This is a genomic window from Varibaculum timonense, assembly GCF_027694345.1.
Taxonomy (GTDB): Bacteria; Actinomycetota; Actinomycetes; order Actinomycetales; family Actinomycetaceae; genus Varibaculum; species Varibaculum timonense_A.
This window is the reverse complement of sequence record NZ_JAQEVU010000002.1, coordinates 97,497-124,126: the sequence shown is the minus strand read 5'-3', so window position 1 is coordinate 124,126 and position 26,630 is coordinate 97,497. Positions and strand designations below refer to the sequence as shown.

At 51.9% G+C, this 26,630-nt stretch carries 26 protein-coding genes; 1 reads left to right on the top strand and 25 read right to left on the bottom strand.

All coding sequences use genetic code 11. The features are described 5' to 3' along the window. Positions 1-2: 2 nt before the first annotated feature. From pyrH to rpsB, 3 genes are all read right to left on the bottom strand, one after another. Positions 3-701 carry a UMP kinase gene (pyrH, locus tag PG728_RS02115; RefSeq protein WP_072509790.1) on the bottom strand — a complete coding sequence of 233 codons (699 nt, stop codon included), beginning with the start codon at positions 699-701 and terminating at the stop codon, positions 3-5. Positions 702-971: 270 nt separating this feature from the next. After that, on the bottom strand, positions 972-1,808 hold the full coding sequence (tsf, locus tag PG728_RS02110) for a translation elongation factor Ts (protein WP_270625506.1): 837 nt from the start codon (positions 1,806-1,808) through the stop codon (positions 972-974). Positions 1,809-1,838: 30 nt separating this feature from the next. After that, positions 1,839-2,741 (bottom strand): 30S ribosomal protein S2, encoded by a 903-nt coding sequence (gene rpsB / locus PG728_RS02105; RefSeq protein ID WP_270625504.1) that lies wholly within the window; start codon positions 2,739-2,741, stop codon positions 1,839-1,841. Positions 2,742-3,201: 460 nt separating this feature from the next. Between rpsB and PG728_RS02100 the strand changes: the two genes are divergently transcribed. Further along, complete coding sequence (locus tag PG728_RS02100; protein WP_270625503.1) at positions 3,202-3,750, top strand: M23 family metallopeptidase; 549 nt, start codon at positions 3,202-3,204, stop codon at positions 3,748-3,750. Between the two features lie 132 nt (positions 3,751-3,882). On the opposite strand, the gene PG728_RS02095 is transcribed toward PG728_RS02100, so the two are convergent. From PG728_RS02095 to PG728_RS01990, 22 genes are all read right to left on the bottom strand, one after another. Next, a complete protein-coding gene (locus PG728_RS02095; RefSeq protein ID WP_270625501.1) occupies positions 3,883-4,818 on the bottom strand; it encodes a tyrosine-type recombinase/integrase in 936 nt (311 codons plus the stop codon). Next, complete coding sequence (gene dprA, locus PG728_RS02090; protein ID WP_270625500.1) at positions 4,797-5,966, bottom strand: DNA-processing protein DprA; 1,170 nt, start codon at positions 5,964-5,966, stop codon at positions 4,797-4,799. The genes PG728_RS02095 and dprA overlap by 22 nt, the downstream gene beginning before the upstream one ends. A gap of 9 nt (positions 5,967-5,975) precedes the next feature. Continuing rightward, positions 5,976-7,529: a YifB family Mg chelatase-like AAA ATPase gene (locus tag PG728_RS02085; protein ID WP_270625498.1), complete on the bottom strand. Its 1,554-nt coding sequence runs from the start codon at positions 7,527-7,529 to the stop codon at positions 5,976-5,978. A gap of 2 nt (positions 7,530-7,531) precedes the next feature. After that, complete coding sequence (locus PG728_RS02080) at positions 7,532-7,900, bottom strand: YraN family protein (protein ID WP_072509342.1); 369 nt, start codon at positions 7,898-7,900, stop codon at positions 7,532-7,534. Positions 7,901-8,110: 210 nt separating this feature from the next. Next, on the bottom strand, positions 8,111-9,664 hold the full coding sequence (gene ahpF / locus PG728_RS02075) for an alkyl hydroperoxide reductase subunit F (RefSeq protein ID WP_270625496.1): 1,554 nt from the start codon (positions 9,662-9,664) through the stop codon (positions 8,111-8,113). Positions 9,665-9,666: 2 nt separating this feature from the next. Then, complete coding sequence (gene ahpC, locus PG728_RS02070; RefSeq protein ID WP_072509340.1) at positions 9,667-10,230, bottom strand: alkyl hydroperoxide reductase subunit C; 564 nt, start codon at positions 10,228-10,230, stop codon at positions 9,667-9,669. 104 nt (positions 10,231-10,334) lie between these two features. After that, a complete protein-coding gene (locus tag PG728_RS02065) occupies positions 10,335-10,634 on the bottom strand; it encodes a DUF2469 domain-containing protein (RefSeq protein ID WP_072509339.1) in 300 nt (99 codons plus the stop codon). A gap of 2 nt (positions 10,635-10,636) precedes the next feature. Further along, positions 10,637-11,482, bottom strand: a complete 846-nt coding sequence (locus PG728_RS02060) for a ribonuclease HII (protein WP_270625495.1) — start codon at positions 11,480-11,482, stop codon at positions 10,637-10,639. 1 nt (position 11,483) lies between these two features. Further along, a complete protein-coding gene (gene lepB, locus PG728_RS02055) occupies positions 11,484-12,236 on the bottom strand; it encodes a signal peptidase I (RefSeq protein ID WP_072509337.1) in 753 nt (250 codons plus the stop codon). A gap of 95 nt (positions 12,237-12,331) precedes the next feature. After that, entirely contained in the window at positions 12,332-12,682 is a 351-nt protein-coding gene (gene rplS, locus PG728_RS02050) for a 50S ribosomal protein L19 (protein WP_072509788.1), read from the bottom strand. A gap of 134 nt (positions 12,683-12,816) precedes the next feature. Next, positions 12,817-14,220, bottom strand: a complete 1,404-nt coding sequence (trmD, locus tag PG728_RS02045) for a tRNA (guanosine(37)-N1)-methyltransferase TrmD (RefSeq protein WP_270625493.1) — start codon at positions 14,218-14,220, stop codon at positions 12,817-12,819. Positions 14,221-14,241: 21 nt separating this feature from the next. After that, positions 14,242-14,727: a ribosome maturation factor RimM gene (gene rimM, locus PG728_RS02040; RefSeq protein ID WP_270625491.1), complete on the bottom strand. Its 486-nt coding sequence runs from the start codon at positions 14,725-14,727 to the stop codon at positions 14,242-14,244. A gap of 73 nt (positions 14,728-14,800) precedes the next feature. Then, a complete protein-coding gene (locus PG728_RS02035; RefSeq protein WP_072509334.1) occupies positions 14,801-15,049 on the bottom strand; it encodes an RNA-binding protein in 249 nt (82 codons plus the stop codon). Positions 15,050-15,051: 2 nt separating this feature from the next. After that, a complete protein-coding gene (rpsP, locus tag PG728_RS02030) occupies positions 15,052-15,507 on the bottom strand; it encodes a 30S ribosomal protein S16 (protein ID WP_072509333.1) in 456 nt (151 codons plus the stop codon). A 292-nt stretch (positions 15,508-15,799) separates the two neighbouring features. Then, a complete protein-coding gene (locus PG728_RS02025; protein WP_270625488.1) occupies positions 15,800-16,840 on the bottom strand; it encodes an inositol monophosphatase family protein in 1,041 nt (346 codons plus the stop codon). Between the two features lie 34 nt (positions 16,841-16,874). After that, positions 16,875-17,993, bottom strand: coding sequence for an amidohydrolase family protein (locus PG728_RS02020; protein ID WP_270625487.1), 1,119 nt, complete (start codon positions 17,991-17,993; stop codon positions 16,875-16,877). Further along, entirely contained in the window at positions 17,990-19,564 is a 1,575-nt protein-coding gene (gene ffh, locus PG728_RS02015; protein ID WP_270625486.1) for a signal recognition particle protein, read from the bottom strand. The genes PG728_RS02020 and ffh overlap by 4 nt, the downstream gene beginning before the upstream one ends. 36 nt (positions 19,565-19,600) lie before the next feature. Then, complete coding sequence (ftsY, locus tag PG728_RS02010) at positions 19,601-20,917, bottom strand: signal recognition particle-docking protein FtsY (RefSeq protein WP_270625485.1); 1,317 nt, start codon at positions 20,915-20,917, stop codon at positions 19,601-19,603. Positions 20,918-20,983: 66 nt separating this feature from the next. After that, positions 20,984-21,610 carry a hypothetical protein gene (locus PG728_RS02005; protein ID WP_270625483.1) on the bottom strand — a complete coding sequence of 209 codons (627 nt, stop codon included), beginning with the start codon at positions 21,608-21,610 and terminating at the stop codon, positions 20,984-20,986. An 83-nt stretch (positions 21,611-21,693) separates the two neighbouring features. Continuing rightward, positions 21,694-25,362: a chromosome segregation protein SMC gene (gene smc, locus PG728_RS02000; RefSeq protein ID WP_270625481.1), complete on the bottom strand. Its 3,669-nt coding sequence runs from the start codon at positions 25,360-25,362 to the stop codon at positions 21,694-21,696. A 15-nt stretch (positions 25,363-25,377) separates the two neighbouring features. Further along, positions 25,378-25,824, bottom strand: coding sequence for a nucleoside-diphosphate kinase (gene ndk / locus PG728_RS01995; RefSeq protein WP_072509327.1), 447 nt, complete (start codon positions 25,822-25,824; stop codon positions 25,378-25,380). Between the two features lie 43 nt (positions 25,825-25,867). Further along, positions 25,868-26,629: an HPr family phosphocarrier protein gene (locus PG728_RS01990; protein WP_270625480.1), complete on the bottom strand. Its 762-nt coding sequence runs from the start codon at positions 26,627-26,629 to the stop codon at positions 25,868-25,870. Position 26,630 lies beyond the last annotated feature (1 nt).

The window sequence follows — 26,630 nt, the reverse complement described above, 5'->3', positions numbered from 1 at the left end:
GGTTACTCCTTGTCAGCAGAAACTAATGTACCGATTGTCTCACCTAGCAGCGCTGAAGTAACGTTGCCAGGCTCAGACATTCCAAAAACGCGGGTATCGAGTCCGTTATCCATGCACAGACTAAATGCGGTAGCGTCCATAACTTTCAGCCCTTTTTGCAGGGCTTCTTGATAGGTGAGGCGGTCATATTTCGTGGCGGTGGGGTCTTTTTTCGGGTCGGCGCTATATACTCCGTCTACCCCGTTTTTACCGACCAGTAATTCTTGGCAGTGGGTTTCGAGGGCGCGCTGGGCGCTAACGGTGTCGGTGGAGAAGAAGGGCAAGCCGGATCCGGCACCGAAGATCACTACCCGACCTTTCTCCATGTGCCGTACCGCTTTTAGGGGAATATAGGGTTCGGCAATCTGCCCCATAGTAATAGCGGTTTGTACCCTGGTGGTGACCCCGGCTTGTTCTAGTAAGTCTTGCAGAGCGAGGGAGTTCATCACCGTTCCCAGCATTCCCATATAGTCGGCGCGCGCCCTATCGAGGCCACGCTGGGATAATTCAGCGCCCCGGAAAAAGTTTCCGCCCCCAACTACCACTGCGACCTGAACTCCTTTGGCTACCGCTGCACCAATCTGGTGGGCTACCGAGTTGATGACATCGAGATCCATGCCAACTTGACCGCCACCAAATACTTCCCCGGACAGCTTCAGCATTACTCTGCGCTGAGAACTTACGACTTCCTGATTCAAAGTATCCCCTTTATGTTATTGCTGTCCGAATGCGCACTCTTGCGCCTGTTACTACCTTAACCCGAACCCTAATCGCTAGGACAGCTTAAGTCCGAATACGCCCTATTTTTTATGTTTTCTAAAGAATTAACTCCCGGGAACTGCGTGCTAAATTTGCGCCCTCATCACCGGGTTTAATCTGGTTGCATATAGAGTTGTGGCCTCAGGATTTCCTGAGGCCACAACTTATTTTACTTAAGAACCAACGTGGAAACGGGCAAAAGCAGTAACTTTACCGCCAGCCGTTTTCACAATCTGTCCCACTGTTTGCTTGGGATCTTTTGCGAAATCCTGATCTAGTAGGCAGTTGTCCTTGTAGAAAGAACCCATCCGACCCTCGACAATCTTGTCCACGATTTTCTCGGGTTTACCTTCTTTGATGGTCATTTCCCGCAAAGTTTCGCGTTCCTTATCCAGTTCTTCCTGGGGAACTTCCTCACGGTCGATGAAACGCGGGCTGTAGGCAGCAACGTGCAAGGCGATATCGTGAGCAACTTCGGCGCCGGCTTTATCGGTGGCTACCAGTACCCCAACCTGTGCGGGCAAGTCCGCAGAGGAGTAGTGCAGGTAGCTGGTAACAGCTTCGCCCTCTACTCGAGTGACTTTACCCAGAACAATGTGTTCAGAGAACAGGGCGCCGATTTCTTCGACTTTGTCCTGAACGGTACCTTCGCCACATTTTGCTTCCAGCAGTTCCTCGCGGGTGCTGACTGCACTGTCTACCAGTGCTTGCAAGATTTCCTCGGCAGCGGCTACGAACTTGGGAGACTTGCCAACAAAGTCAGTCTCGGAGTTCATTTCTAGCATTACACCAGCTTGACCCTGATCGGTATCAACGACTTTCGCCATTACCAAACCGTTAGCGGTAGAGCGATCCTCGCGCTTTGCTAAAGATTTCTTTCCAGCCAGGCGAATTGCTTTTACTGCTTCATCTTTATCGCCGTTTGCTGCCTCTAATGCTTTCTTTACTTCCATTAGACCTGCGCCAGTTAGTTCGCGCAGCTCTTTAATGTCTTGCATGGAAATAGCCATAAGTTTTTCCTCTCGTTAGCGTCCGTGGAACTATTCAGACTTTTCAGTTTCGCCGGTAGCTGCTTCAGCTTCTGCATCTTTGTTGGTCTCGTCAGCAGATGCTTCTTTAGCGTCCTCTTCGGCTTTTTCTGCTTTAGCTTCGCCCTCGCTATTTCCTTCTAGGAGTTCGCGTTCCCAATCAGCTAGGGGTTCTTCCGAGGGGGCTGCTTCTTCGTCGCTATCTTTTTTGCCAGCAGCTTTTTGCGAACGGGCAATCAGTCCATCGGCGCAGGCATCAGCGATAATCCGGGTTAGCAAGGCTACCGAGCGGATAGCGTCATCATTGCCGGGAATCCCGAATTCGACCTCGTCGGGATCGCAGTTGGTGTCCAAAATAGCTACCACTGGAATGTTTAGCTTGCTGGCTTCCGCTACCGCCAAGTGTTCCTTGTTGGTATCTACTACCCAGATTGCAGAGGGAATACGTGCCATATCACGAATACCCCCCAGGGTGCGGGCGAGTTTATCTTTCTCGCGGCGCATCATTAATAGTTCTTTCTTGGTGCGTCCAGAACCGGCTACATCATCGAAGTCGATTTGCTCGAGTTCTTTTAGACGCTGTAAGCGCTTGTGTACAGTCCCAAAGTTGGTTAGCATACCGCCTAGCCAGCGCTGATTAACATAGGGCATCCCTACCCGTTCAGCCTGCTCAGCGATGGAATCTTGTGCTTGTTTCTTGGTGCCTACGAACAGGACATTTCCCCCGCGTAGCACCGTCTGGCGCACAAAATCATAGGCGCGGTTAATGCCATCTAGGGATTGCGCCAAATCGATTACATAAATACCGTTGCGATCAGCCAAGATGAAGGGTTTCATCTTGGGATTCCAACGGCGAGTTTGATGTCCAAAGTGAACGCCGCTTTTCAGCAGCTCAGACATGGTTACTACCGCCATGACTTCCTTTCAGTGCGCTAAGGCGCACACATTTTGGGGCTACAAGCCCCGCTTACGGTTTCTATTCGGTTCCTGGCACGACGTCTGCTAACACCTGTTTACTGGTAGAAGCAGTTCTGAGGAGTTTTCCCCAGGGCTGCTGCCCGGAAAACAGGACCGAAGCTAGCGCGACCCAGCTGGGCTGGTAGTCGTACGCGAAGTCACCTGGCAAGCCAAGTGCTAAGAGCTAGCTTAGCGGGAAATACGAGAATACCCCAAGCTAATAGCTGATTGAACAGTGTTAATCTGCTGACAGTTAGGAGCTCGCCGACAGCACTTAGCCAGGTTATCGGAGTATCTGCTGGAAGTTTAGAAAACCTCTAAGCTGGCGAAGCTGTCCCCAAGAGCTGATAAATCCCTGCTTTCCTCAGCTAGTTATCGGAAAACAGCAATAGCACCTAGCAAAGAACATCTTGGAGTTATGAATAAGTCTCGTCCCGTATTCGCCGCCCTATTTGCGGCTTTGGCAGCAACGCTCTTAGTGGCTACTACCGCCTCTCCTCCAAGTTCTGCCAAGAATAGCTCCAGCGCCTACTTTGGGCAAACAGTAGCATTATCAGAGCTTTCGGGGGAAATAGGACGACACCAGTGGCCTAGCGGGCATCCGGTTAGAGTTTTACGTCCTTTTAACCCGCCATCTTCTCCTTGGGGTAGCGGACACCGGGGAGTTGATTTGGATATTCCGACCGGCAGCGAGGTTTATAGTATGCAGGCGGGAACCGTATTTTTTGTGGGAACCATAGCTGGCACTCCCGCTATCTCGATTAAGCATTCAGCCCTGATTCGCACTACCTACACCCCGGTGAAAAGTGATTTAACCGTAGGGAGCCCGGTTAGCGCTGGTCAAAAGATTGGGATTTTGCAAGCGGGACATCCAGGGTTACATTTTGGGGCAAAAATCGATGACCGTCACTATATAAATCCGCTACTACTTATCCTAGGACCTGTCCGTTTACTTCCTACCTCCTAAATCCAGCGCTGGCTTTAGGGGGCGCTTGCAATCACAAACCGACCATGCGACTAGCCTGTTCATCTCGCAGCGCAGCCGATTAAAAACCGGTAAACCTGTCTATTTAGACTAAAGAGGACGTTTTGGCAGCTGCTAGGCGCGAGGGAAAGCCCTTTGATATGCGCCAATAATCCGATTGGCATCTACATGGGTATAACGCTGAGTAGTAGATAGCGCAGAATGTCCTAACATTTCCTGGATTACTCGCAAATCTGCTCCGCCCTCTAACATATGGGAAGCCATAGAGTGACGCAGCCCGTGCGGACCTAAATCTGGCACCCCGGCAAGAGTACAGGCGCGGTGTAATCGTGAACGCACAATTCGCTCCGATATGCCTTTCCCCTGAGCACCCAGGAACAACTCGTCTGCTAGCGAAGATTTTTGTAGCTCACAACGCGCCCTATCTAGGTAAAAAGATAACGCCCTGCCAGCTTGCACACTGAACGGCACTACTCGTTCTTTAGAGCCTTTACCCCAGAGGCGAACGGTGCGAACCTCGAAATCAATATCTTCAGAAACCAGGGAACATATTTCCCCTACCCTAGCCCCGGTAGCGTAAATTAGCTCAAAGATAGCCCAATCGCGCGCCATTACCGCATCGCTCGCTGCTTGACTTTCACACCAGCTGAGCAATTGTTGCGCCTGGGAGACCGACAACATATGTGGCAGGTTTTTTGCGGTTTTGGGGGTGCGAAGTTGCTTCGCGAAATCGGCTTCTACCATTTGATTTTGCTTTGCCCATTTAGAAAAAGCTCTCAAAGCAGCGATTTTACGGGCAATAGTAGTGGGCGATTGCCCGGATGAACGCAGATGCGCCAACCAATTCCGGGCAGCCACCAAAGTACAGGCCGGAATAATAGATTGCCCGTCCTCAATAGCGCAATGATCAAGCCACCCACGTAAATCCGCGAGATAAGCTTTAATCGAGGCCGGAGAAAAAGACTTTACATATTGCAGGTAACAGCGATAATCCTCTAGTATTTCCTCGCGTTTTGCCGCTCGCATCATTAAACCCCCGTCTTTTTCCATTTCCCGGCTTTTTGGATTACCCGCCCATCCATTTCCAGGTTACCCATCACTGCTGCTACTTCGCTGAGTGCAACCCCGCTGGCGCGAGCAATCGCCTCCACATCTGCATGACTTTTTATCGGAGTCGCATCCAAGATTCGGGCAGTCAGCGCATCTAAACCATCCAAATAACCAGTTTTTACCCGATATTCTGATTCGGCTACCTCCCCTAGCGGCGAAATCATTTCCAAAACATCTTCGGCACTGGTGATAAGGGTAGCCCCTTGCCGAATCAAACGGTTAGAACCTGTCCATTCAGCTTGATTAACTGGCCCGGGAACCGCACCGACCTGTTTGCCCAGTTCAATAGCATGATTCGCAGTATTGAGGGCTCCCGAACGCACCCCCGCTTGAATAACTATGGTCGCTGCGGATAAAGATGCGATTAGGCGGTTGCGGTCTAGAAAACGCCAACGGGTAGGGCGCGCTCCCGGTGGATATTGGCTTAGCAACACTCCGTTACGGGTTATTTGCTTAAACAAATCTGCGTTAGAAGCCGGATAGGGGCGGTCAAGACCTCCGGCTAGCAGACTAACTGTAGGAGTCCCAGCTTTAAGACAAGCTATATGCACCAGGCGATCTACCCCGTATGCCCCTCCAGAAACTAAAACTATGCCTTCGCTGGCACATCGGAAAGCCAGTTCGGTTGCAACGTCGTTTCCCAGGGCGCTCACGGCACGTGCCCCCACCATTGCCACCGCCTTGTCTGCCAGGGAATTAAGCACCGTAGTATCACCTATCGCCCACAGCGCCCAGGGGGCGTTCTCGACATTCTGAAAGCCAACCGGCCAGTTACTATCACGCCGCGTAAGCAGCTGAAAACGTCCTCTAGCTAACATTTTTTCCAGCGCCAACAAGTCAAGTACCTTTAGACGCGCCTGCCACTTTGAAAACGCTTGGTTCCATTTGTCTACCCCTACGCGCCGAAGCAGCTCCACCGGCAAATAACTGTGCCAACGTTGGGACGAGTCTTTACAGGCGCGCCGCGCAATCTTCAATGCTTCAACCGGACCAAGTTCCCTAAGTAACAGGTCAGCTGCATAGTCACCGGCCTCGGTTATCATTGACCAACTGGCACAGGCCAGCCGGTATTGTCGATTATCTTCCATAGCTATCTCCTAATAAGTACCGTTAGAGGTGCGAAGCGAATAAGCAAGACCAAAATCTTCGCCAATAGGTTTATCCCTGCCGTTTAAGTCCGCTATTGTCCAAGCAACTCGGCAAATCCGGTCAGCTCCTCGCATAGAAATCCGCCCCGAACCAACCAAATGATTGAGACGATCTTTAGTTGCGGAATCTAACGCAAATTTCAAAATCCGACTGGGAATTCGCGCATTAAGCGCTATGAGCTGATCTTTCCAGCGCTTACGGGAACGTTCTCGTGCTTGCAACACTCGCTCCCTAACGGTGCTGCTACTTTCAGGAGTATCCGTAGCAGTTAAATCTGCGATTTTAGGTCGCCCCACTTGGCATTGCAGATCGATGCGATCCATCAACGGCCCGGATAAACGAGCTAAATAACGCACCCGCTGATAGGGGGTGCATTTACATTCTCCCTCCGGCTGACCCCACATTCCACAAGGACAGGGATTAGCCGCAATCACTAGCTGGAAAGCCGCCGGATAACTGGTGACTGCCCGCGAGCGATGTACGGTTATTTTTGAGGTTTCTAACGGTTGGCGGAGCGCATCTAGGCTGCGGGTTTGAAACTCGGGGGCTTCATCAAGAAATAGGACGCCCCGATGGGCTAAAGATATTGCTCCGGGGGTGGCTATCCCACTCCCTCCCCCGATTAATGCCGGGAGGGTGGCACTGTGGTGGGGTGCGATAAAAGGAGGACGGCGGATTAATCCTTGCGAGGGCGTGAAAGTCCCGGCGAGGGAATGAATGGAAGTAACTTCTAGGGCTTCTTCATCAGCTAGGGGAGGTAAAATCCCTGGCAAACAGCTGGCTAACATGGTTTTGCCAGCTCCGGGAACCCCGATAAGGCTCAGATGATGTCCCCCGGCAGCCGCTATTTCTAGGGCTTTGCGCGCTAAGAAAGCTCCCTTCACTTCTTGGAGGTCGGGGGGTTCAGATGCGGGCATAACTGGTACGGAGCTGGGGGCAACCGTATTTTTCAGCTTTTTTAGTTGCTCTACATGCTCTTTCATTTTCCGCATTCCCAGATAATGAAGCGCTTCTACCAGGTGTGAGACTCCCACTATTTCGATTCCCTCGATGAGGGAGGCTTCCGGGACTGCTTCGGTGGCTACCATCACTTTTTTGAATCCGGCGCGCCGCGCCGCGAGCACTAGGGGCAAGATTCCTCGTACTCGGTATATCCGCCCATCTAACCCTAGTTCTCCGCAAAAAACCATCCCCTCACACTGTTTTTGTACCGTTGCGACTCTCGAAGCTACCACTGCCAGGGCAATCGGCAGGTCGAATCCCGATCCGGTTTTTGGCAGTTCGGCGGGAGAAAGATTAACGGTTAGCCGGGTTGGTTCCCAGCGTAGTCCGGTAGAGGCTATCGCAGCTTCTACTCGCGAGCGAGATTCGCGCAGCGAAGCATCTGGTAATCCTACCAGCGCAAATGCGGGTAATCCTTGAGTGTGGTGCGCTTCTACTTTGATGAGGTGACCTTTTAGCCCCACCATACCTAAGGCAAAGCAAGTTCCGATTTGTGCCATTATCAGATTCCTCGGCAGTGAGTAATTACTGGTGTTTTCCCGCTGCTGGCATCAATTGCTACCAAATCAAGACGCACTCCCCCATTTGCCTTGATTTCTGGGTGCTCTAAAAGCCAAATACTGGCGAGTTTTCGCAGGCGGCGATATTTTTCTCGCCCTATTGCCTGTTTGGCTCCCCCGTAGTGGAGGCTAGTCCTGGTTTTTACTTCCGCGAACACTAACCGAGAAGATTTGGGGTCGTGGCAGATAATGTCGAGTTCCCCGAAGCGGCATCGCCAGTTACGTTCTAAGATTTGATACCCGCAGTCGCGAAGCATTCTAGCTGCCAGTTCTTCCCCGGCAGCCCCTATGGCGCGGTTCTTAGTTTTCATGGTTTAAGGGTGGCGAATACCTAGGAAAAACTAAATTTTATTATCCTTAGGTAAGGAAAGGCGGGGGTTATCTGCCCTTGGGGACAAGCGGGGCGTAGCTATTTACCCCCTAAATTAAAACTGCTAGTACCGGTAGTTATTAAAACAAGAACCGGTGAAATAGGGCGCGCTAATTCCGCTGCTCCCCATAGGGACAGCGGTAAAAGGCTACTAGGCGTCCTTGGGGTTGCGAATCAGGTATTCAAAGGCTCCCAGCGCTGCGTTAGCTCCCGCCCCGAGGGCAATCACTATTTGCTTATGGGGAACATTGGTGCAGTCGCCTGCCGCAAATACTCCTGGAATAGAGGTAGCGCCAGTATTGTCCACCGATATATAGCCGTCTTCCATTTCTAGTTTTCCGGTTAGCCAATCAGTGTTAGGAGTAGAGCCAATCTGTACAAATATGCCGTCTAGCTCTAGCATCTGCCCTTGACCATCAGCGTCTTTGTATTCTAGACCGGTAACTCGATGCCCATCGCCTAAAACTCTAGTGGCATTGGCGCACTGAATAACGCGGGTATTAGCTAGCGCCTTTAGCCGCTCTACTAGGACTTTATCGGCTTTTAGACTGTCTGCTATATCAATTACGGTAACTTCACGAGCAATACCGGCCAGGTCTATAGCGGCTTCAATCGCCGAGTTACCTCCCCCCATGACCGCGATTTTACGATCAGTAAATAGGGGACCATCACAGTGCGGACAGAATGAAACCCCCCGGTTCAGGTAGGTTTCTTCACCGGGAATATCCAGGTGCTTGAAACTAGAGCCTACACAAATCACTACTGTTCTAGCCTGCAGCCGGGCTCCGCCCTCGGTCATCAAAGGAATCATGCCCTCGGGCGTGCGCGAACCTATATTTTCTACGCGAATCCCCCCAATCTGATCAATCGGGTAATCGCGTAGATTAGCTTCAAAAGTCGCGGTTAGTTCTTCCGGTTTTACGCGCTCTAAGGTAATCAGGTTTTCGATTTGCCCGCCCTCTAAAACCTGTCCTCCGATACGGTCGGCCACGATACCTACTCGTAGCTGTTTGCGGGCGGCATACACAGCAGCGGCTACTCCGGCAGGTCCGCCCCCGATTACCAGCACGTCAAAGGGCTCAAGGGCGTTCAAGCGTTTTAAGCGCAGCCCGGTCATTCCCCGCACGATTTTGGTAACTACCTGTTCCAAAGTGGATCTGCCCTGTAAAAAGACTTCCCCGTCTTTTACTACCGTAGGTACGGATTGCAAATGTAGGTGGTCGAATTCCTCTCCGAAAGTTCCGCCATCAACCACCGTGTGTTTAACCACAGGATTGATTATCGAAATGGCGTTAAGAGCCTGGACTACGTCCGGACAGTTCATGCAGGAAAGTGAAACATAGGTGGTGTACTCGGCGGGTTCATCTATCTGTTTGATTGCGGCAATAATATCCTCATCTGCTTTAACCGGATGCCCACCTACCTGTAACAATGCGAGGACGAAACTGTTGAACTCGGTTCCGGAAGGAACCCCCGCAAAACGCACGCTAATATCGGAATCAACCCGGCGAATCACAAAGGATGGTTTGCGCTCGTTCTCTTCCCATTTGACCTGAATCAAATCCGATAATCCCGCAATCTGGTGCAAGATTTCGGAGGTTTGCTTAGATTGTTCGCTGTAGTCCAGTGAAGTAGCTAGTTCAACCGGGTATTTAATCAACCCGATAACCTGTTTTACCTGTTCCAGAATCTTCTCGTCTAGCATTTCTATAGCTTCCCTGACAAATCAAAAGTGGGAGTAATGGTGCTCTCTCCTAAATCCCAATTTGCGGGGCAGACCTCGTCGGGATGATCGTAAATATACTGCGCTGCCCGCACTTTTCGCAGCAGTTCCCCAGCGCTGCGTCCGACTGCATCTGAAGTGGTCTCGACATATTGGATAATGCCACTGGGATCAATCAGGAAAGTACAGCGATAGGCACACCCGGATTCTTCATCTAGGGCTTCAAAGGCGCGCGAAATCTTGCCAGTAGGGTCGGCAACCATGGGATAAGAAATCTTTTGAATTCGCTTAGAGCTGTCATGCCAGGCTTTATGAGAATGATGTTTATCGGTAGAAACCGAATAAACCTCAACTCCCATCCGCTGTAGCTGGGCGTAATTGTCGGCTAAATCCTCTAACTCGGTGGGGCATACATAGGAAAAATCTGCGGGATAAAAGAACATGACTGCCCATTTATCGCGATAGTCCTCACTGGAAACATCGACAAAAGAATCATTATGGAAAGCTATTCCGGACCAGTCCGGCGCTACCGTATTTATCTTGGACACTGCCAGCCTTTCTGCATATAAACCACTGTTAAATGCCTAACACTTCTCTCTATGGTAACAGGCAAGCCGGTTAGTCGTTAGGCAAACCAGTAACCAAGACCCGCTTACAGGGTAATTTCCGATTCCGGTAACTTCTCGACGTTTATGTCCTTGAAGGAGTAAACCTTTACTCGATTAACGAAGCGAGAGGGGCGATAAACATCCCACACCCAGGCATCTTGCAAAGTTACTTCAAAGAATACATCTCCGCCGTTATTGTGCATTTGCACATCTACCTCGTTAGCTAGATAGAATCGCCTATCGGTTTCCACCACATATTTGAAGATGGAAACTACGTCACGATATTCGCGAAACAGGGCAAGTTCCTGATGATTCTCATACGCCTCTAAATCTTCAATGCCCACTGTTATCCCTTCTGCGTGCTGAAAACTTGCGGAGACTGCGCTGGTCTTTCGCGGCGATTATTCCACGCTTGCGCCACTGTTGCAGACGATACCCCCTGCAAAGTCCAGCTGAGACGATGATATGAATCTAGCCCCAGCTGGGAAATAGCCGCCATATGCTGAGCCGACGCGTATCCTTTATTTTTTGCCCACCCATACCCCGGATCGGCAAGGTCGCTCATTAGTCTATCTCTACTAACCTTTGCCAGCACGGAAGCAGCCGCAATAACAACCGATTTTGCGTCCCCTTTCACCAAAGTGGTTACTTTTGGTGAGGTTCTGGGCGGGCAGGAATCTGCTATTGGCAAGGACGGGAATCCCGAATCGGTAGCGGAAAACAAATCTGAGGGGGGCGTAAGATAATCAAAACTGCCGTCAAGCAGTACTATCTGCGGATTATATCCGCTTTTTGCTAGGGCATCTAGGGCACGAAAGGCAGCTAGGCGCAATGCCGGGGTTAGACCCTCTTTATCAATCTCTGTCGCGGTGGCAGTACCCACCGCCCAGGCTGCCGGCCAGGCAGCTAACTCTTCAAACATGGCTTCACGCCGCTTGGCGGTGAGCTGTTTCGAGTCGGTTAAACCGGCGGGGGGCTCGCCCTCGCCTCCGTCAATTACCGCTATCCCTACGGCGAGCGGCCCGGCAATCGCGCCTCTTCCTACTTCATCTATACCGGCTATACAGATTCGGGTGGGAGCGAGGTTTTCTGTTTCTTGGGTGCTAGTAGGGTTAGCAGTTAAGGGCTTAAAAAGGGCGCGCGCACGCTCTAGTAGGGATAGTTCCAGGTCGCGGGTGGGAACGGTAGCCATTTTAGGGCGCGGGGGGAACCGCGGCGAAAGCGTCAGTGTTTTTTATGGTAGAGATGCGATTTATAGGCCACATAATCGCGAAAGCTCTACCGGTAACCTGTTTTACTGATACGAACCCGTTCGAGGGCTCTTTCATGTGAAAACGTGAATCCTCAGAGTTGGAGCGGTTATCACCCATTACCCAGAGCTTTCCGGCAGGTACGGTAACATCAAATTTTATTAACGAGGGCGCATTGCCGGGATTGATATATCCGCTCTCGTCTACTGATACGCCGTTTACTTTTAGACGTCCGTTCGTGTCACAGCATTGCACCCGGTCGCCGGGCAATCCGATTACCCTTTTTACCAGGTGATTTTGGGAATCATCGGGGCGTAGCCCCATCCAAATCATCATTTTACCGATAATGGAGGGGCTGGGAGTATTGGCGTCCCGCTTTAACCAGTTGTCATCGTCTTGAAAAACGATTACGTCTCCACGATTTAGCTGTCGGTAGTTGGGTACCAGTTTGGAGACGATTATTCGGTCATTGATTTGCAGGGTTTGTTCCATGGAGGAGGACGGAATCTGGAATGCCTGAAGCAGGAAGGCTTTTATGATTGCGGAGATAGCTAAAGCTACCACCACCATCATTAGGGTTTCGCGAATCACCAGCCACCATTTAGGAGGGGTTTTGCGTGCGCGACGACCGCCTGTTTTAGGGGTGTTGCTTGTTTCTTTTGCCCCTAAGCCACTTTCGGCTCGAGTTTGTCTCATTCCTTAACTCCCGCCATGAACCAACAAGTCCATCATGCCACAGATATAGTTAATCGGCTCTGCCAGCTGGCAGAGCCGATTAAGAATTAGCTTTGTTAGAAATCGCGGCGTTCTTTAATACGAGCCGCTTTACCATGACGTTCACGCAGGTAGTACAGTTTAGCGCGACGCACATCACCACGGGTTACTACCTGGATAGATTCGATAGTCGGCGAGTTTACCGGGAAAGTACGTTCTACCCCTACCCCGAAGCTAACTTTGCGAACCGTAAAGGTGGCGTTTGGCTGATTTGTGCCGCGGCGAGCAATAACTACGCCCTGGAATACCTGGATACGGCTATTTCCGCCCTCGGTAACCCGTACGTTTACTTTTACGGTGTCTCCGGCGCGAAATTCTGGTAGGTCGGAGCGCTGAGAGTCTTGGTTAATCTCGTCAATAATATTCAATGTTGTTTCCTCATTTGCTTTCGTTCCGCAGGTAACGTCAGCTGTCAGGCCGTATTTAACGGCGAATCTAGCATCACCAAGCGGCATTTGCGACCCCCTACGGCAGGTTACGCAGCCTACTTTGGCAACCTTGCCTATTGTGCCACGTTTTTAGCCCAGGACGGAATCTGACAGGTTGTGAAATCCCTAACCGCTACTAAATCTTGGTTTTCAATATCGGCCACCATAAAGATGCGCTGCCCACATTTCCGGTAGCCGTGACGGCGATAAAACTTCCTTGCCCTGCGGTTACCTAGATTGGTACCTAAGCCAATCTTGACGATATGGGGGTAGCGTTTTTGTAGCGTAAAGTGGGATACTTCCAGCATTGCTCCCGATAATCCCGAACCGTACCACTGCGGTTCAACATAACATTTTGATAGGTAGGCACAGTTTTCTCCCGTTGCCTTTACCAGGTTTTCTTCTGGCGGTAGATATCCGGGACTTCCGGCTTTTATCAGGGTGTATCCTACGGGTTGCCATTGGGGCAGTTTATTTTGGGCTTCGGCGGTTTCGTATGCGTCTATTTCTGCCAAAACAATCTGGATTCCGGGGTCTTTAAGATAGTTTTTGAAAACTTGCTCGGATAAGTTCTCGGCAATGAAGCACTCTATAGCATCCGGCGGTAAATAAGGCGGGCAAGCTTGTGGAAACAGGCGCGATGCCAGAGCAGAGCAGGTAGCTTCCTCACCCACCCTTGCCAACCGAAAACGAACTTTACGCTTAAAGGGGGCAGGCAAAAACCCGTGAGCTGCCAGTATTTCCCTATCGGTTTTATTGAGGACGTCCGGATTTATTTTCTCGATAAGATCAGGACGGCGCGTAGCGGTGAGTATCAGGGATTGCTCACGCCTCCAGGCTTTTATCTTTTCGTGATTTCCACTTAGCAGTACCGGCGGGATTTCTAGACCCCGCCAAGATTGCGGTTTGGTGTATGCGGGATATTCCAGCAGACCAGACAGTTCATAGGATTCTTCAAGCAGTGATTGGGGGTTTCCTACGAAACCTTCTAACAGCCGACAGGTGGCTTCTACCAAGGCAACTGCCGCTACTTCCCCACCGTTAAGCACATAGTCTCCCAGGGAAAAAGGTAGCACTTCCACACCGGGTAATTGCTGATAGTACTGGCTAACTCGTTGGTCAATGCCTTCATAGCGTCCGCAAGCTATCACCAAATGGTCGGTATTTTCCGCCAGTTCGCGCACCCGAGCTTGGGTGAGCGGAATCCCGGAAGGGGTAGGAATCGCCAGCACCTTTTTATTCGCACCAGATTCGCCGATTACCTGATCGATGGCTTTTCCCCAAATATCGGGTTTCATTACCATCCCCGCGCCCCCGCCTGCGGGGGCGCGGTCTACGGTTCGGTGTGCATCTTCACTCTGGTCTCTCAAGTCCCAGATATGGGTTTGTAAAATCCCGCTATCACGTGCTTTACCCATTAGGGAAACGTCTAGGCAATCAAAGAACTGGGGGAAAATCGAAATAATATCTATCCGCATTACGATTCCTCTACTAAACTGTTAAAACAGCCCTTCCGGTGCATCTACGGTGATTATCCCTTTATCTAAGTCAATCGTGGGCACTAGGGCTTTAACTAGCGGAACTTCTACTGGGTTAGCACTGGCAGTCTCTACTTGTAGGCGGTCTTGAAATCCTCCGATTGCTACCCCCACGCATTTTCCTAGTTCTTCTCCCGAAGGGGTTTCTACTCGTAAACCGGTTAGTTGTTCGGGAGAATACTCCCCCTCACGCGAACTAGCTGGTGCGTAAAGTTTTATTCCCCTTACAGCTTCCGCATCGTCACGATTATTTATGTGGGAAAAAGTTAGGCAGCAGCGCCCTTTTATTTCCCGGTAGGAGCTAACTTCCCAGGTTTGCTCGTCCTCGGTAACCAGCTGTGCTCCTTGCCTAAAACGTTCTTCAGGGTAATCAGTGAAAGGACGTACCAGCACTTCCCCTTTAAGCCCGCGAGCTGGTCCTACCTGCCCGACTTTCACTAAATCCATAGTTATCTTCCCTGCCTATAAATGACGCGAGCCCCATGAAATTTCATGGGGCTCGCTATCTAGAAAACCAACTCTAACGGCGTGAACGCCGATCGGTATCTACTACATCAACCCGAATCGGTCCATGAGTAGAAAGCGCTCCCATAACTTTTCGCAAAGCCCGAGCGGTGCGCCCTCCGCGACCGATTACTCGCCCTAAATCCTGCGGATTTACCCGCACCTCTAGCAGCTTACCGCGCCGCATATTGCGCTCGTCCACCCGCACATCATCGGGGTGATCAACGATTCCACTAACTAGATGTTCTAGTGCATCCGCCAACATTTTTAGGCTTCCTCACTCTCGGGAGCAGCTTCTTCCACCGCTTCATCAGCCTTGGCTTCTTCGGCAGCAGCTTCAGCTTTTTCAGCGCTGACCTTTGCCTTACGCTTTTGCGCCTCGTCGGCGGCGGCTTTCACGTTCTTTTCACGCGCCTGTTCGGCGGTGAGATTTTCTTTGGTCTTAATCCGGTTTTCAACGTTTTCTTTACCGTTGAACCGAGCAATATCACCTGATAGTACTAGCATCCGGCGAACCGCGTCCGAGGGCTGTGCCCCTACGCCTAGCCAGTACTGAATCCGATCAGATTTTACTTGAATGAAAGACGGTTCTTCGTTGGGGTTGTACTGTCCAACCTCTTCGATTACCCGGCCGTCACGTTTCTTCCGGCTGTCTACCACTACGATTCGGTAAACCGGGTAGTGAATCTTACCAACACGCTTTAAACGAATACGAACTGCCACTTTTGTGGTTTCTCCTGTTCTATTGACTGTTTAGTGCCCGCTCTAGCCGGTGGGATACGACCCGAATCAAGCACTTAAGACAAGGCCTCCACACAGAGAGGGGGGTGTCTTGGCCCGGTACAAGTAGCCATTGTGCCAGATTTTGTTACCTGGTTTCTACTTTATAAGACTCCCATTTGGCTTCTTTGAGCAGTTTCACACCTTTTGAGTATCGCCGCTATTATCTGAAACTGTTTTTCTTCCGGTTTCCCCTATCGTCCTTATAAAAATAGCCGGGAAGAAATGAAAATAGCTATTGACAGGATATAAACTGCTCAACCACCGCGTGCGCGGTAACCGGATTAAGACCGCAGGCACTGGCAACAAAGGCTCCTCGCAGATACTCTGGTTCGTTGCGATTTTGCGAAGTCTCAAAGGTTTTAACGTTTCCACCCGCGACCCTCACCATATGAATTCCGGCTGCCACATCCCAGGGGCGCATAGTGGTTCCGAAAGCCACGGCAGTGTGCCCGGCTGCCACCTGCGCTAAATCTAGCGCCGCAGCTCCGGGCGAATGAACGGTGGCATAGGCGTTAGCCAGCGAGGCAGCCAGTTCCCAAGATTTTTCCGCTCGCCGCGGATTCTTATCGCGAAACGGGAAATAACCAGTAAGTATTCCTTTACTTTCCACCTTGGCCCCCGCGGCACACATCGGGCGCGCAGTTTTCCCTTCATAGAGAACCGCTTCTTTAGCATCGGCGGTGAAGAGTTCGCGGGTATAGGGAGCATAGATGACTCCCGCCACCATTTTTCCGTCTAGTTCCACTCCGATGGAAGTATTGAAGTAAGAGACTCCGGAGGCGAAGTTGGCGGTTCCATCTATGGGATCAACTATCCATCTAACCCGCTGACCTAAATCTTTTATGATTGCTTTCGCTTTTGATACTTCCCCGATTTGCGGAGAAGTTTCTCGGGCTTTTGCGGCTGCTAGCTGCCAGGAAAAGTCGCTAACTGCCACCGCCGCGGTTAGCTCGCGCCCAGATTTTTCTAGATAGGCATCTTGTATTTGCTGTAAGGAAAGCGCCCCAGCAGCCTTTATTATATCTGTGGTGAGGACGTGCTCTCCGGTTTCCTCTCCCAAGATTCTAGAGGACGGAACCGAGCTTCCCAGCAGGTATTGCAGCCTGGCTTCAACGTAACGGTCATGGATAGTTACCGGATCGTGGATTCCCGCTTTCAGAAAAATTTCCAAGGGGGCGCGAAAAACGCTACGTAAATATACCCCTACCTGCTGTGCAACCTCTCCCGCTACAATCATTAGCGCGTAATCGAGGCTGCTTTCCGACGTGCTCATACCTTCCATTATTACCCTTTTTAGGTTATTAGTCCTAGCTAACCGCAGCTGCCGGAGAAAACTCTTGCCCGAGTAACGCCACTTTTTCGGGTTTAGTTGCCCGTGCCGCCTCACCAGTCGGGTCTGAGGAATAGCGCAGGTAGTCGGCGCGCGCTCCCGGCTCTAGAGCCCCAATCCCTAGATAGTCGCGGGCTCGCCAGGTAGCCAAATCAATAATCTCGCAGGTCTCGATACCGCCGCGTTCCCACAACGTCAGTTCCCGCCCCAAGTCCCCATGTGATTGATACCCGCCAGAATCGGTACCGGGCAGCAATTGCACTCCGCTTTGATGGAGCATCGCAAAGTGTTCGCGCCGCTGCTCCCACATTTTCTGCATCGTCGCCGCATATACCGGATATTTCTTGCCCGCCTGGGCTGCGAACTGGTTAAACAATTCCACCTGCAGCAAAGTTGGGGTGACGGGAATCCCGCGGCGGGCGCACTCTTGTGCCTGGACACTATCGATTCCACTGCCATGTTCGATACAGTCAATCCCCGCTTCCAGCAATCCCGCAATCGCTTTATGGGAAAATGCGTGTGCCGTTACCCGCGCTCCCACCTGATGGGCAGCCGCAATCCCCTCTTTCAAAATCTCGGTTGGCCACAGGGGATCTAAGTCCGATTCCGCTCCATTTGAGCGGTCAATCCAGTCGGCCACAATTTTTACCCAGCCGTCACTTTGCTGCGCTTGGGCGGCCATCACCTGCGGTAAATCACTTAGGGTTTCAACCTCTAGCGGCAGCAGACGCAGATAGCGTTTGGGACGGGCGATATGGCGTCCGCAGTGAATAATTGGAGGAAGCTTAGGATTCCCTAAAATCCCAGGGGCGTATTCCAGGTTTCCGCAGTCACGAATGGCTAAAATTCCGCAGTCCCGATCTGCCACGGCCTGCACTAATGCCTGAGAGGGGGTAGATACCTCCCCCACCGCCGCGAACCCGATATGACAATGCACATCGCAAAATCCGGGTAGAAAATAGTCACCACCGGCACTGTTATCTTCTCTAAACCCCCCGAAACGTCCGTCCTCAGTAATCGTTAATTGACCCCGCACCCAGCGGGGAACCCGCTTAGCTTCCTCACGGTAATAAAAATTACCGCTCAGCAACTTCATCGCTGTCCTAGCATCCGTTTCAAATCATCGGGCAAATCATCCAAGGTGGGGGCAGGGGAAGCTGGCTGGGAAGCACCCAGACCAAAGGCGCTACCGGCAGTAGGCGCTGATGGTTCGTCCTTAACGGTTTGCTGCGCCTCCCACTGTTTTTGTTTCGCGGGATTACCAAACTTGCGGCGATTCTTTTTGCCGCTCTTTCGCTGTTTCTTGGTAGCTCCTCCGCGTCCGCCCGGCATTCCGGGGATTGCCGGCATTCCGGGAAGTCCCCCACCATTAGACATACGTTTCATCATTTTTGCAGCCTGGGTAAACCGCTCGACAAGACCATTTACCTCGCTAACGCTGGTTCCGGAACCGCGCGCAATCCGGGCGCGCCGTGAACCGTTAAGTAAGGATAGATCATCCCGTTCTGCCGGGGTCATGGAGTTTACGATGGCTTCAATCCGGTCGATACTTTTTTCATCAAACGCATCTAACTGGTCGCGAAACTGATTCATGCCCGGTAGCATCTTCATCAGTTTCTTCATCGACCCCATTTTTCGCAGCTGCTGGAGCTGTGCCATAAAGTCGGCGAGGGTGAACTGGCCTTTTTGCATCTTGCGCGCCAGCGCCTCGGCTTCTTTTTGGTCATAGGCTTTTTGGGCTTGCTCGATTAGGGTGAGCATATCGCCCATATCGAGGATACGTCCGGCCATTCTCTCGGCATGGAAACGTTCAAAATCACCCAGGTTTTCCCCGGTGGAGGCAAATAGAATCGGTTGCCCGGTTACTCCCCGTACCGATAGCGCCGCCCCGCCGCGAGCGTCACCATCAAGTTTAGAGAGCACTACCCCGGTGAAACCCACCCCGTCACGGAAAGCAATCGAGGTTTGTACTGCGTCCTGACCTACCATTGCGTCCAGGACAAACAGAATTTCGTTCGGATTAACGGCGTCGCGAATATCGCGCGCTTGGCGCATCATTTCCTCATCAATACCGAGGCGACCGGCGGTATCGACAATGATTACGTCATAGCCTTCGGTGATTGCCCGGTTCAAACCGGAACGGGCAACTTCGACCGGATTACCCTGTCCGTCCCCGGATTCGGGAGCGTGAATATCGACTCCAGCCTTTTCCGCCACGATACTCAGCTGGGTAACCGCACCGGGACGCTGAAGGTCACAGGCTGCGAGGAGGACGCGTTTACCCTCTTCTTCGCGCAGCCATTTGCCCAGTTTCCCAGCCAAAGTGGTTTTACCAGCACCTTGCAGACCTGCCAACATGAATACGGTAGGACCGCGCCGGGCATAGCTAAGTTCGCGTGTTTGCCCCCCGAGCACCCCTACCAGTTCGTCATGGACAATTTGGACTACTTGCTGTCCAGGATTGAGCGCTTTTGAACGCGCTGCCCCATAGGCTTTTTGCCGCACCGCTTTAGTGAACTGGCGTACCACTGGCAGCGCCACGTCAGCTTCTAAGAGGGCGCGCCGGATTTCAGAGACGGTAGCATCTACATCTGCTTCCGTGAGCAGCCCTTTTGAGCGTAGGCGCTTGAAGGAATCAGCTAGGCGATCGGACAGGCTATTGAACAAAGTGGTTTCCTCCTGGAAATAGTTTCGCCGTCTAGTCTACTTTAGGAGAGCATCTACGAAATCTTCGGGTACGAAAGGTGCCAAATCATCTGGACCTTCCCCTAGTCCTACCAGTTTAACTGGCACGTTCAGTTCCCGTTGTACGCTAACTACAATTCCGCCCCGAGCGGTTCCATCGAGTTTTGTCAGCACAATTCCGCTAATGTTTACCACTTCGGAGAACACTTTCGCCTGTTGCATCCCGTTTTGCCCGGTAGTGGCATCTAGGACTAGCAGGGTTTCAGTCACGGGGGCACTCTTTTCGATAACCCGTTTGACCTTACCTAGTTCGTCCATCAAACCGGCTTTATTTTGCAAGCGCCCAGCGGTATCAACCAACACCACATCCAGGCCTTTTTCTTTTCCGTATTTAACCGCATCAAAGGCTACGGAGGCGGGGTCAGCGCCCTCTTTATCGGAACGTACCACTTCCACCCCAACCCGGTTTCCCCAAGTCTCTAGCTGGTCAGCAGCGGCCGCCCGGAAAGTATCGGCCGCTCCCAGCACGACTGACTTGTTTTCTGCCACCAAAATACGGGCAATCTTGCCCACGGTAGTGGTTTTCCCGGTGCCATTTACTCCCACGGCGAGGACGATCCCCGGCTTTGTCCCATCGGTCTGCTCTAGATTTAGGTTGCGATCTAGATCCGGGTTTACCAGTTCAATCAGTTTTGCGCGCAGAATCTCCCGGATTCTCTCCGGATCGGAAGTTCCCAGCACTTTCGCCTGGGTACGCAGCTCTTCCATCAGTTCATCGGTAGCGGCAATCCCTAAATCTGCCATTAGCAGGGTATCTTCTATTTCTTCCCAATCGGCGGCACTCAGGTCTCCGCGCCCAAGTACCCCGAGCAGCATTTTTCCGAAAGAACCGGATTTGGCTAGGCGCGAGCGCAGCCGCTGCATTCGTCCTTGGGCGGGTTCGGGGGTTTCCAGGTTTGCCTGAGCGTCTGGAAGCTCCTCGCTACTGACCGGAGCCTCTGACTCAAAAATTTCGCCAGTTTCTTCACTTGCCGCGGTTTCTTCCTCTGCCTCTGGAGTGGTCGCCAAGGGTTCTGGCGTAGCTTTCGCTGCCTGTTTAGCGCCACTTTCACCCTCTTTAGACTGGTCTAAGGGTTTGAGTTCCTGAGAACTGGCGGCGGGTGATTCTTCCTTTTCACCCGCTTCTTCGCCCCCGGCTTCCAGTTGCTTTGCTTTAGAAGGCTCTAGTTGTTTTTTCGCTTTCGCCGAACGTACCGCGACGGTAGCGCCCGTTCCCACAAGCGCCAAAACCAGAACTATTACCGCAATCCCAAGAGGAGAAAAAAGAAAATCCATGCTTCCTATTGTCACCTATTGGGGCTCTCAGGTCATATCGCCATCATCGAGGGCGAAAACCAAATGTTATTTTGAGTCCTCAAAGCTAGTTTCTTCTGCTTTTAGCGGCTGCCAAGAAACCTTATCTACCTCAAAAGCTGCCTCGGTGTCCGGTGCTTGTTCATTTTCCGGCTCGCTAAGGGCTTTAACCTGAGGAACATAGCTGGTTGCGTCCTCGGGCTCTTTTACTACCTGAAGGCGGGCAGCCGCAGGAGGACGGCGACGCTCACGGGGAGTAAAAGCGGGAGGCAGCTGACCGGGCAGTAAATCTGTAGATTCCTCTAAGCTATCTGCACTATCAGCACTATTTTCGACTTTTTCGCTATCTTTATCTGCCTGCGGCGCTTCGAAGTGTTCTACTTCCTGTCCCCATATCTGTCCGGCTGCGTTACGCAGGGTTTCCATTTCCTTTAGGGGATTAGCAGAATCGGCAGGAGTAGCCTCTTGTAGCAACGCATTAAGACGTACCCGCTTACCAAGCTGATCTTTGGGGGCACGATGACCGTTTTCTTGCCAAGAATCGGCTGACTGGCGAATCCAATTGCGGTAACCCCCACCGGGGCGGCGGGTACGAACCATTACCGCTACCACTAGCACCCCTAAAAGTACACTGATACCAATGCCTACGAATAGCAGAATCAACGGTTTGGTCACGTTTCTAGTATGCCAATACTTAGCAGATTTACCGACTTAGCTTCTTGACCGATACCAAACTGTTACCTGATTTGAGTGTGATATTAGCTATCTGCCCGCTCAAGGCGCTGCGAGATTACTCGAGACACGCCCTCGCGCATAGTCACCCCGTATAGGGCATCAGCTACTTCCATCGTGCGTTTTTGGTGGGTAATCACAATCATTTGGCTTACTTTACGTAGCTGTTTAAACAGCTCCAGCATTCTGGACAGGTTTAAATCATCTAAGGCCGCTTCGACCTCGTCCAAAATATAGAAGGGCGAGGGGCGGGCTTTGAAAATCGCAATCAGGAACGCCAAGGCGGCTAAAGAACGTTCCCCACCAGAAAGCAGTGACAGGCGCTGCACATTTTTTCCGGCAGGTCGGGCGTTCACTTCTACCCCGGTGCTTAACATATCGTCAGGATTGGTGAGCTTAAGAGAACCCGTACCCCCGGGGAAAAGTCGGGAAAATACCTCGGTAAATTCGTTAGAGATATCGGTGAATGCCTGAGTGAATGCCTCTTTTACCTGGTTATCTACTTCGCGCACCACCACTAATAAATCGGCTTTTGAGGTACGTAAATCACTAAGCTGTCCCATTAAAAACTCGAAGCGTTTTTCCAGAGCCTGATGTTCTTCCAAAGCCAGAGGATTCACTTTTCCTAACCGGGCGATAGCGCGAGTGGCTTTATCTAGCAATGCGCTTTGTTCGGCCCGGTCATAGGGACGCCATTGACTTTTATCATCCACAGTCGGCTCGCTAGCAAAATCAGTTCTAACTTCAGTATCACCGCCGGCTTGCGAGCTATTTTCCGGTAAAGCGTTAGCGTCAAGTTCTTGGTTTGAGGATACCTGGGTATCCTCAGCTTCATTTTCGGCTCTCCTAGCGAGCAAATCCGGGGTAGGTACCAATTGTTGCGGCCCAAATGAGGATATTAATTCTTCCGGGGAAAGTGCATAACGCTCTCGGGCTTGCTCAGTTAGCTGTTCGGAGCGTACCCGATATTCTGCTGCGGCCACTTCATCGCGGCGGCTTAAATCATTTAGCTCTGCTAGTTCCCTGTTCAAGCCGTCAATCTCTTTACGGACTTCATTAGCCGCATTAGAGGATGCTAGGCGGGCAGCATCGGCGCTATCTCGCCAGCTTTTAGCTACCTGGGCTACCTGCGCTGCCCGGCCAGCAAACTCTTGACACCAATAAGACGCTTGTTTCATTCGCTTCGATTTAGTGGCACGCTCAATTTCGCGCTGGCTGCGAGCCGCCAGGCGCAGCTGAAAACGTTCCAAAGCTTTAACTTCCCCTTGGAAACGCTCGCGTAAACTATTGGTAAGTTGGGTGGTGGCGGACAGCTTTAAATGTGCCTGTGCTGCTTTTTCTCGGGCAGCCAAATCGGCTGCCCGAGCGGTCTCTAGTTGCTGTTCAAGGTCTTGTAGGGGTGCTGAATCTTCAGGCGCTCCAAAATCGTTTAGCGCTTTTTCAGCCTGCTGGACTTTTTCGCTGCAAGCGTCAAAACTGGTGTTTGCCTGTGCCAGTTCTGTTTGGGCACGTTTTTCTTCCTCTTCCGCTCCCCTGACTGCGGCTTCCCGTAGCGCCCGCTGTTGGGCTTGGGCAGCTGCCTGGGCATCGGCAGCTCGCAGACTTTTCAGTGCTTGTGCGCAATCCGACGATGCTTGCGATAGTTCCTTATTTAGCTGTTTAACCTGATTATCGGCGTGTTCTTTGTCTTTTTCCGCCTTGGCGAGTGCCTCGCGCGCTAGGCGCAATCGCCGTTCAACCTCAATCTGATTTACGCTGCCACTGCCGGTAAAACCGGCATATTTACCGATAATAGTGCCATCGGGCAGCCCTACTCGCGCCGAGGGAATTTCCTCGATTATTCTTTTTGCTGCCCCTAAATCGGTAGCTAAATAGCACGAATCTAGCAATTGTTTTAGCGCCGAATGTAACTGCTTAGGCGCTGAAATAACCTCTGTAGCAGCGATTTCACCTGACTTAGATTGTTCCTTGGTCTCAGATACGGGAATAGCTGAACCAGATTCTCCCCTACTTACCACCCAGCTAACTTGTCCCTTCGCGCCTTTGACCGCTTGTAAACCCGCTTCTAACTGGGAATCTTCTATAGCGAGGGCGACTCCAGCTTGTCCTAGCAACGCGGCGACTGCTTGCTCCCAACAATCAGGCACACTAATCAGGGAAGCTAACTGTCCTAGAGACTGGGCTGCCTGAGCAAAAGCCTCTTGGGCTTGGTTTGAACAAGTAGCCAAAACCTGTCCCAGGCTAGCTTCGCTTTCTCCGGCAGCCACCACTTTAGCTTCGCTTTCGCGCAGACAGTCACGCGCTTTTTCTAGTTGGGAACGTACCTCGTTTTCTTTCTGGGACAACTCTCGGTATCTACTGGCAGCATCGGTGCTTTCGGTCACCGTTTCTTCGCGGTGAGCTGTCTGTTGGGCACGCGCCGCAGCTAGTTTTTCCGTAGCCGCTGCTACCGAGTCTTGCGCCCTTTGCGTTCGCGAGCGGGCTGCTTCCAGGTGAGCCTTGGCGGTCTCTAAATCTCGCTCCAAGCGGGCAGCCTTATTGGTTTTCTGTTGAACTTCCTCACGTAGTTGCTGGTAAAGGCGATTTAGTTCCTTGACTTTACGAGTAGTTTCTTCGCGCGTTGCCTCGGCCGCATCTAGTTGTTTACGATGCGCCAAAGCGTCCTCATCATGAGCTACTAAATCGCTTTGTAGACGCGCCAAATGGGTTTGTCGCTGTTCAACGCTAGGACCGGTAGGCTCGGGTTCGGGTTTCGCCAGGGAAGCAGCCCGTTCATTCGCCAGTGCCTCCAAAGCCCGCAAACGTTCGGTGATGGTGGTCAGCTGTTGCCAAAGATTAGCGGCTCGCCCCGCCAAATCGCTTTGGGTAGCATCTGCATTTAACTGTTGCAGTTTTTCTTGCTGGGCAGCTAGTTTAGTGTGTAATTCTTCGCGTTTTGTCTCTTGGGATTTTCCGCTTTCCTGGTAGCGAGACAGTTTGACGCGCAGCTGTTGGAGGTCATCAGCTAGAATCCGGCATCCCGCATCCCGCACTTGGGCTTGTAGCACTGCGGCGCGGCGTGCGGTTTTGGCTTGCCGGGCTAAAGGACCGAGTTGGCGCTGAATTTCTTTAGTTAAATCTGACAGTCGAGAGAGTTTTTCTTCTAGTCCATCAAGTTTGCGCAGCGCCCGTTCTTTTCGGCGTTGATGTTTTAGCACCCCGGCGGCTTCTTCGATTAGGGCGCGCCGCGCTAAGGGATCAGCAGAGAGCACCTGGTCAAGTTTGCCCTGCCCGATAATCACGTGCATATTGCGTCCCATACCGGTATCAGACAGTAGCTCTTGGATATCTAGCAGCCGACAGGGAGTACCGTTAATGGCATATTCGGAGCCGCCCTGACGAAACAGGGTACGCGAAATCGTAACCTCGCTATAGTCAATCGGCAATTCCCCATTGGTATTATCAATGGTGAGCGCAACTTCTGCCCGTCCGAGCGAGCTGCGGGAGGTGGTTCCAGCAAATATAACGTCTGACATTTGCCCGCCCCGGAGGTTCTTGGCACCTTGCTCGCCCATCACCCAGGCTAGGGCATCGACAATATTGGATTTACCGGAACCGTTGGGACCTACTACGCAGATAATTCCCGGAGTGAACTGCAAAGTGGTGGCGCTGGCAAAGGATTTAAATCCGCGCAGCGTCAGCGACTTTACATACATTTATTTTCTGCTCCTTTAGGAGAGCTCCGGAAACCAAATTTTGATCTCGCGGGCAGCAGAACTGGCAGAATCTGCGGCGTGAACTAGATTTTGGATATGTCCACTGTCATAGTCACGACCGAAGTCGCCGCGGATAGTTCCCGGCGCTGCCTCGGTGGGGTTAGTGGAACCCACCAGGGAACGCACCCCTTCGACTACCCGAGTCCCCTCGATAACAGCGGCAACGATTTTTCCGCTTCGCATGAAATCAACCATGGATTCAAAGAAGTGTTTGTCGCGATGCTCTTCATAATGACCATGTAGCTCATCGGTCGAGGCTTGCAGCACCCGCAACGCGGCAATGGCGTATCCTTTTTGCTCGATTCGCGCTAGGATTTTGCCGGTAAGTCCGCGATGATACCCGTCCGGCTTCACCAAAATCAGGGTGTATTCCTTATTGGGATCCAGCTTTTCTTCGCCCATTCTTGTTCCTTTCAGTTTATTTTCGCCCCACTCTAAACAGATTTTATCTATCCGGGGAAACCGGTAAAGAGTGAACCTCTCCTGGCTGCACCGCCTGGGAAGATTCTTTAGCTGAGGACGCAGTTTGCCCAGTTAGCTCTGCTTCAACCGCGTCTAGGGCGTTGCGCGACTGGGATCCGGTAGCGACAATAGTCACCTCGTCTCCGGGGTTTATTTTTAACCCCATGAGGGCGAGGACGCTGCCTGCTTGCACCCCATTTAGGGTTACTTGGGCATCGAAACCGGTCGCTATTCTAGCTAGCCGCGCTGCGGGGCGAGCAGATAGAGGATGCTCACCGCTATAAAGCACCGTACGGGGTGCTAAGGGATCTAGAGCCGGTGGTGGAGGCAAAATATCAGCTGCGTCCTCTTCGGGGAAAAACTGCGAAGCGGCACTAATTGCCCGTAAGATTTCCGCCAGTCCAGCCCCTTGGGAGGCGGCTACTGCCCCTGCCATGGTTCCTTCCACTATCGGACCGCGCCCTAATCGCAGCACCCGCATCCCTAAATCGGTGATAACCTGCTGACAAGCCAGGCGAGCTGCACCGAAATCAGCCATGAGCACAATTGAGTCTTGCTCGCTGAGCTTTTCCATTATCACCGAAACCTGCGCGCTAATAATCTCGGTGGCAGTGCCCAAGCCTTCATCGTGACATCCGCACGGCTCAATCAAAACCTCGGGTGCTAGGGAGGAAACCACTTCACACACCCCTCGTGCCAGGGTCTGCGATTGCGAGACAACAATGAACGCGGTTTTAGGATGCATA

Coding starts and splice junctions, on each gene's coding strand:
- pyrH (WP_072509790.1), bottom strand. CDS start 701: ATGCTGAAGCTGTCCGGGGAAGTATTTGGTGGCGGTCAAGTTGGCATG.
- tsf (WP_270625506.1), bottom strand. CDS start 1,808: ATGGCTATTTCCATGCAAGACATTAAAGAGCTGCGCGAACTAACTGGC.
- rpsB (WP_270625504.1), bottom strand. CDS start 2,741: ATGGCGGTAGTAACCATGTCTGAGCTGCTGAAAAGCGGCGTTCACTTT.
- PG728_RS02100 (WP_270625503.1), top strand. CDS start 3,202: ATGAATAAGTCTCGTCCCGTATTCGCCGCCCTATTTGCGGCTTTGGCA.
- PG728_RS02095 (WP_270625501.1), bottom strand. CDS start 4,818: ATGGAAAAAGACGGGGGTTTAATGATGCGAGCGGCAAAACGCGAGGAA.
- dprA (WP_270625500.1), bottom strand. CDS start 5,966: ATGGAAGATAATCGACAATACCGGCTGGCCTGTGCCAGTTGGTCAATG.
- PG728_RS02085 (WP_270625498.1), bottom strand. CDS start 7,529: ATGGCACAAATCGGAACTTGCTTTGCCTTAGGTATGGTGGGGCTAAAA.
- PG728_RS02080 (WP_072509342.1), bottom strand. CDS start 7,900: ATGAAAACTAAGAACCGCGCCATAGGGGCTGCCGGGGAAGAACTGGCA.
- ahpF (WP_270625496.1), bottom strand. CDS start 9,664: ATGCTAGACGAGAAGATTCTGGAACAGGTAAAACAGGTTATCGGGTTG.
- PG728_RS02060 (WP_270625495.1), bottom strand. CDS start 11,482: ATGGCTACCGTTCCCACCCGCGACCTGGAACTATCCCTACTAGAGCGT.
- lepB (WP_072509337.1), bottom strand. CDS start 12,236: ATGAGACAAACTCGAGCCGAAAGTGGCTTAGGGGCAAAAGAAACAAGC.
- trmD (WP_270625493.1), bottom strand. CDS start 14,220: ATGCGGATAGATATTATTTCGATTTTCCCCCAGTTCTTTGATTGCCTA.
- rimM (WP_270625491.1), bottom strand. CDS start 14,727: ATGGATTTAGTGAAAGTCGGGCAGGTAGGACCAGCTCGCGGGCTTAAA.
- PG728_RS02035 (WP_072509334.1), bottom strand. CDS start 15,049: ATGTTGGCGGATGCACTAGAACATCTAGTTAGTGGAATCGTTGATCAC.
- PG728_RS02025 (WP_270625488.1), bottom strand. CDS start 16,840: ATGAGCACGTCGGAAAGCAGCCTCGATTACGCGCTAATGATTGTAGCG.
- PG728_RS02020 (WP_270625487.1), bottom strand. CDS start 17,993: ATGAAGTTGCTGAGCGGTAATTTTTATTACCGTGAGGAAGCTAAGCGG.
- ftsY (WP_270625485.1), bottom strand. CDS start 20,917: ATGGATTTTCTTTTTTCTCCTCTTGGGATTGCGGTAATAGTTCTGGTT.
- smc (WP_270625481.1), bottom strand. CDS start 25,362: ATGTATGTAAAGTCGCTGACGCTGCGCGGATTTAAATCCTTTGCCAGC.
- ndk (WP_072509327.1), bottom strand. CDS start 25,824: ATGGGCGAAGAAAAGCTGGATCCCAATAAGGAATACACCCTGATTTTG.
- PG728_RS01990 (WP_270625480.1), bottom strand. CDS start 26,629: ATGCATCCTAAAACCGCGTTCATTGTTGTCTCGCAATCGCAGACCCTG.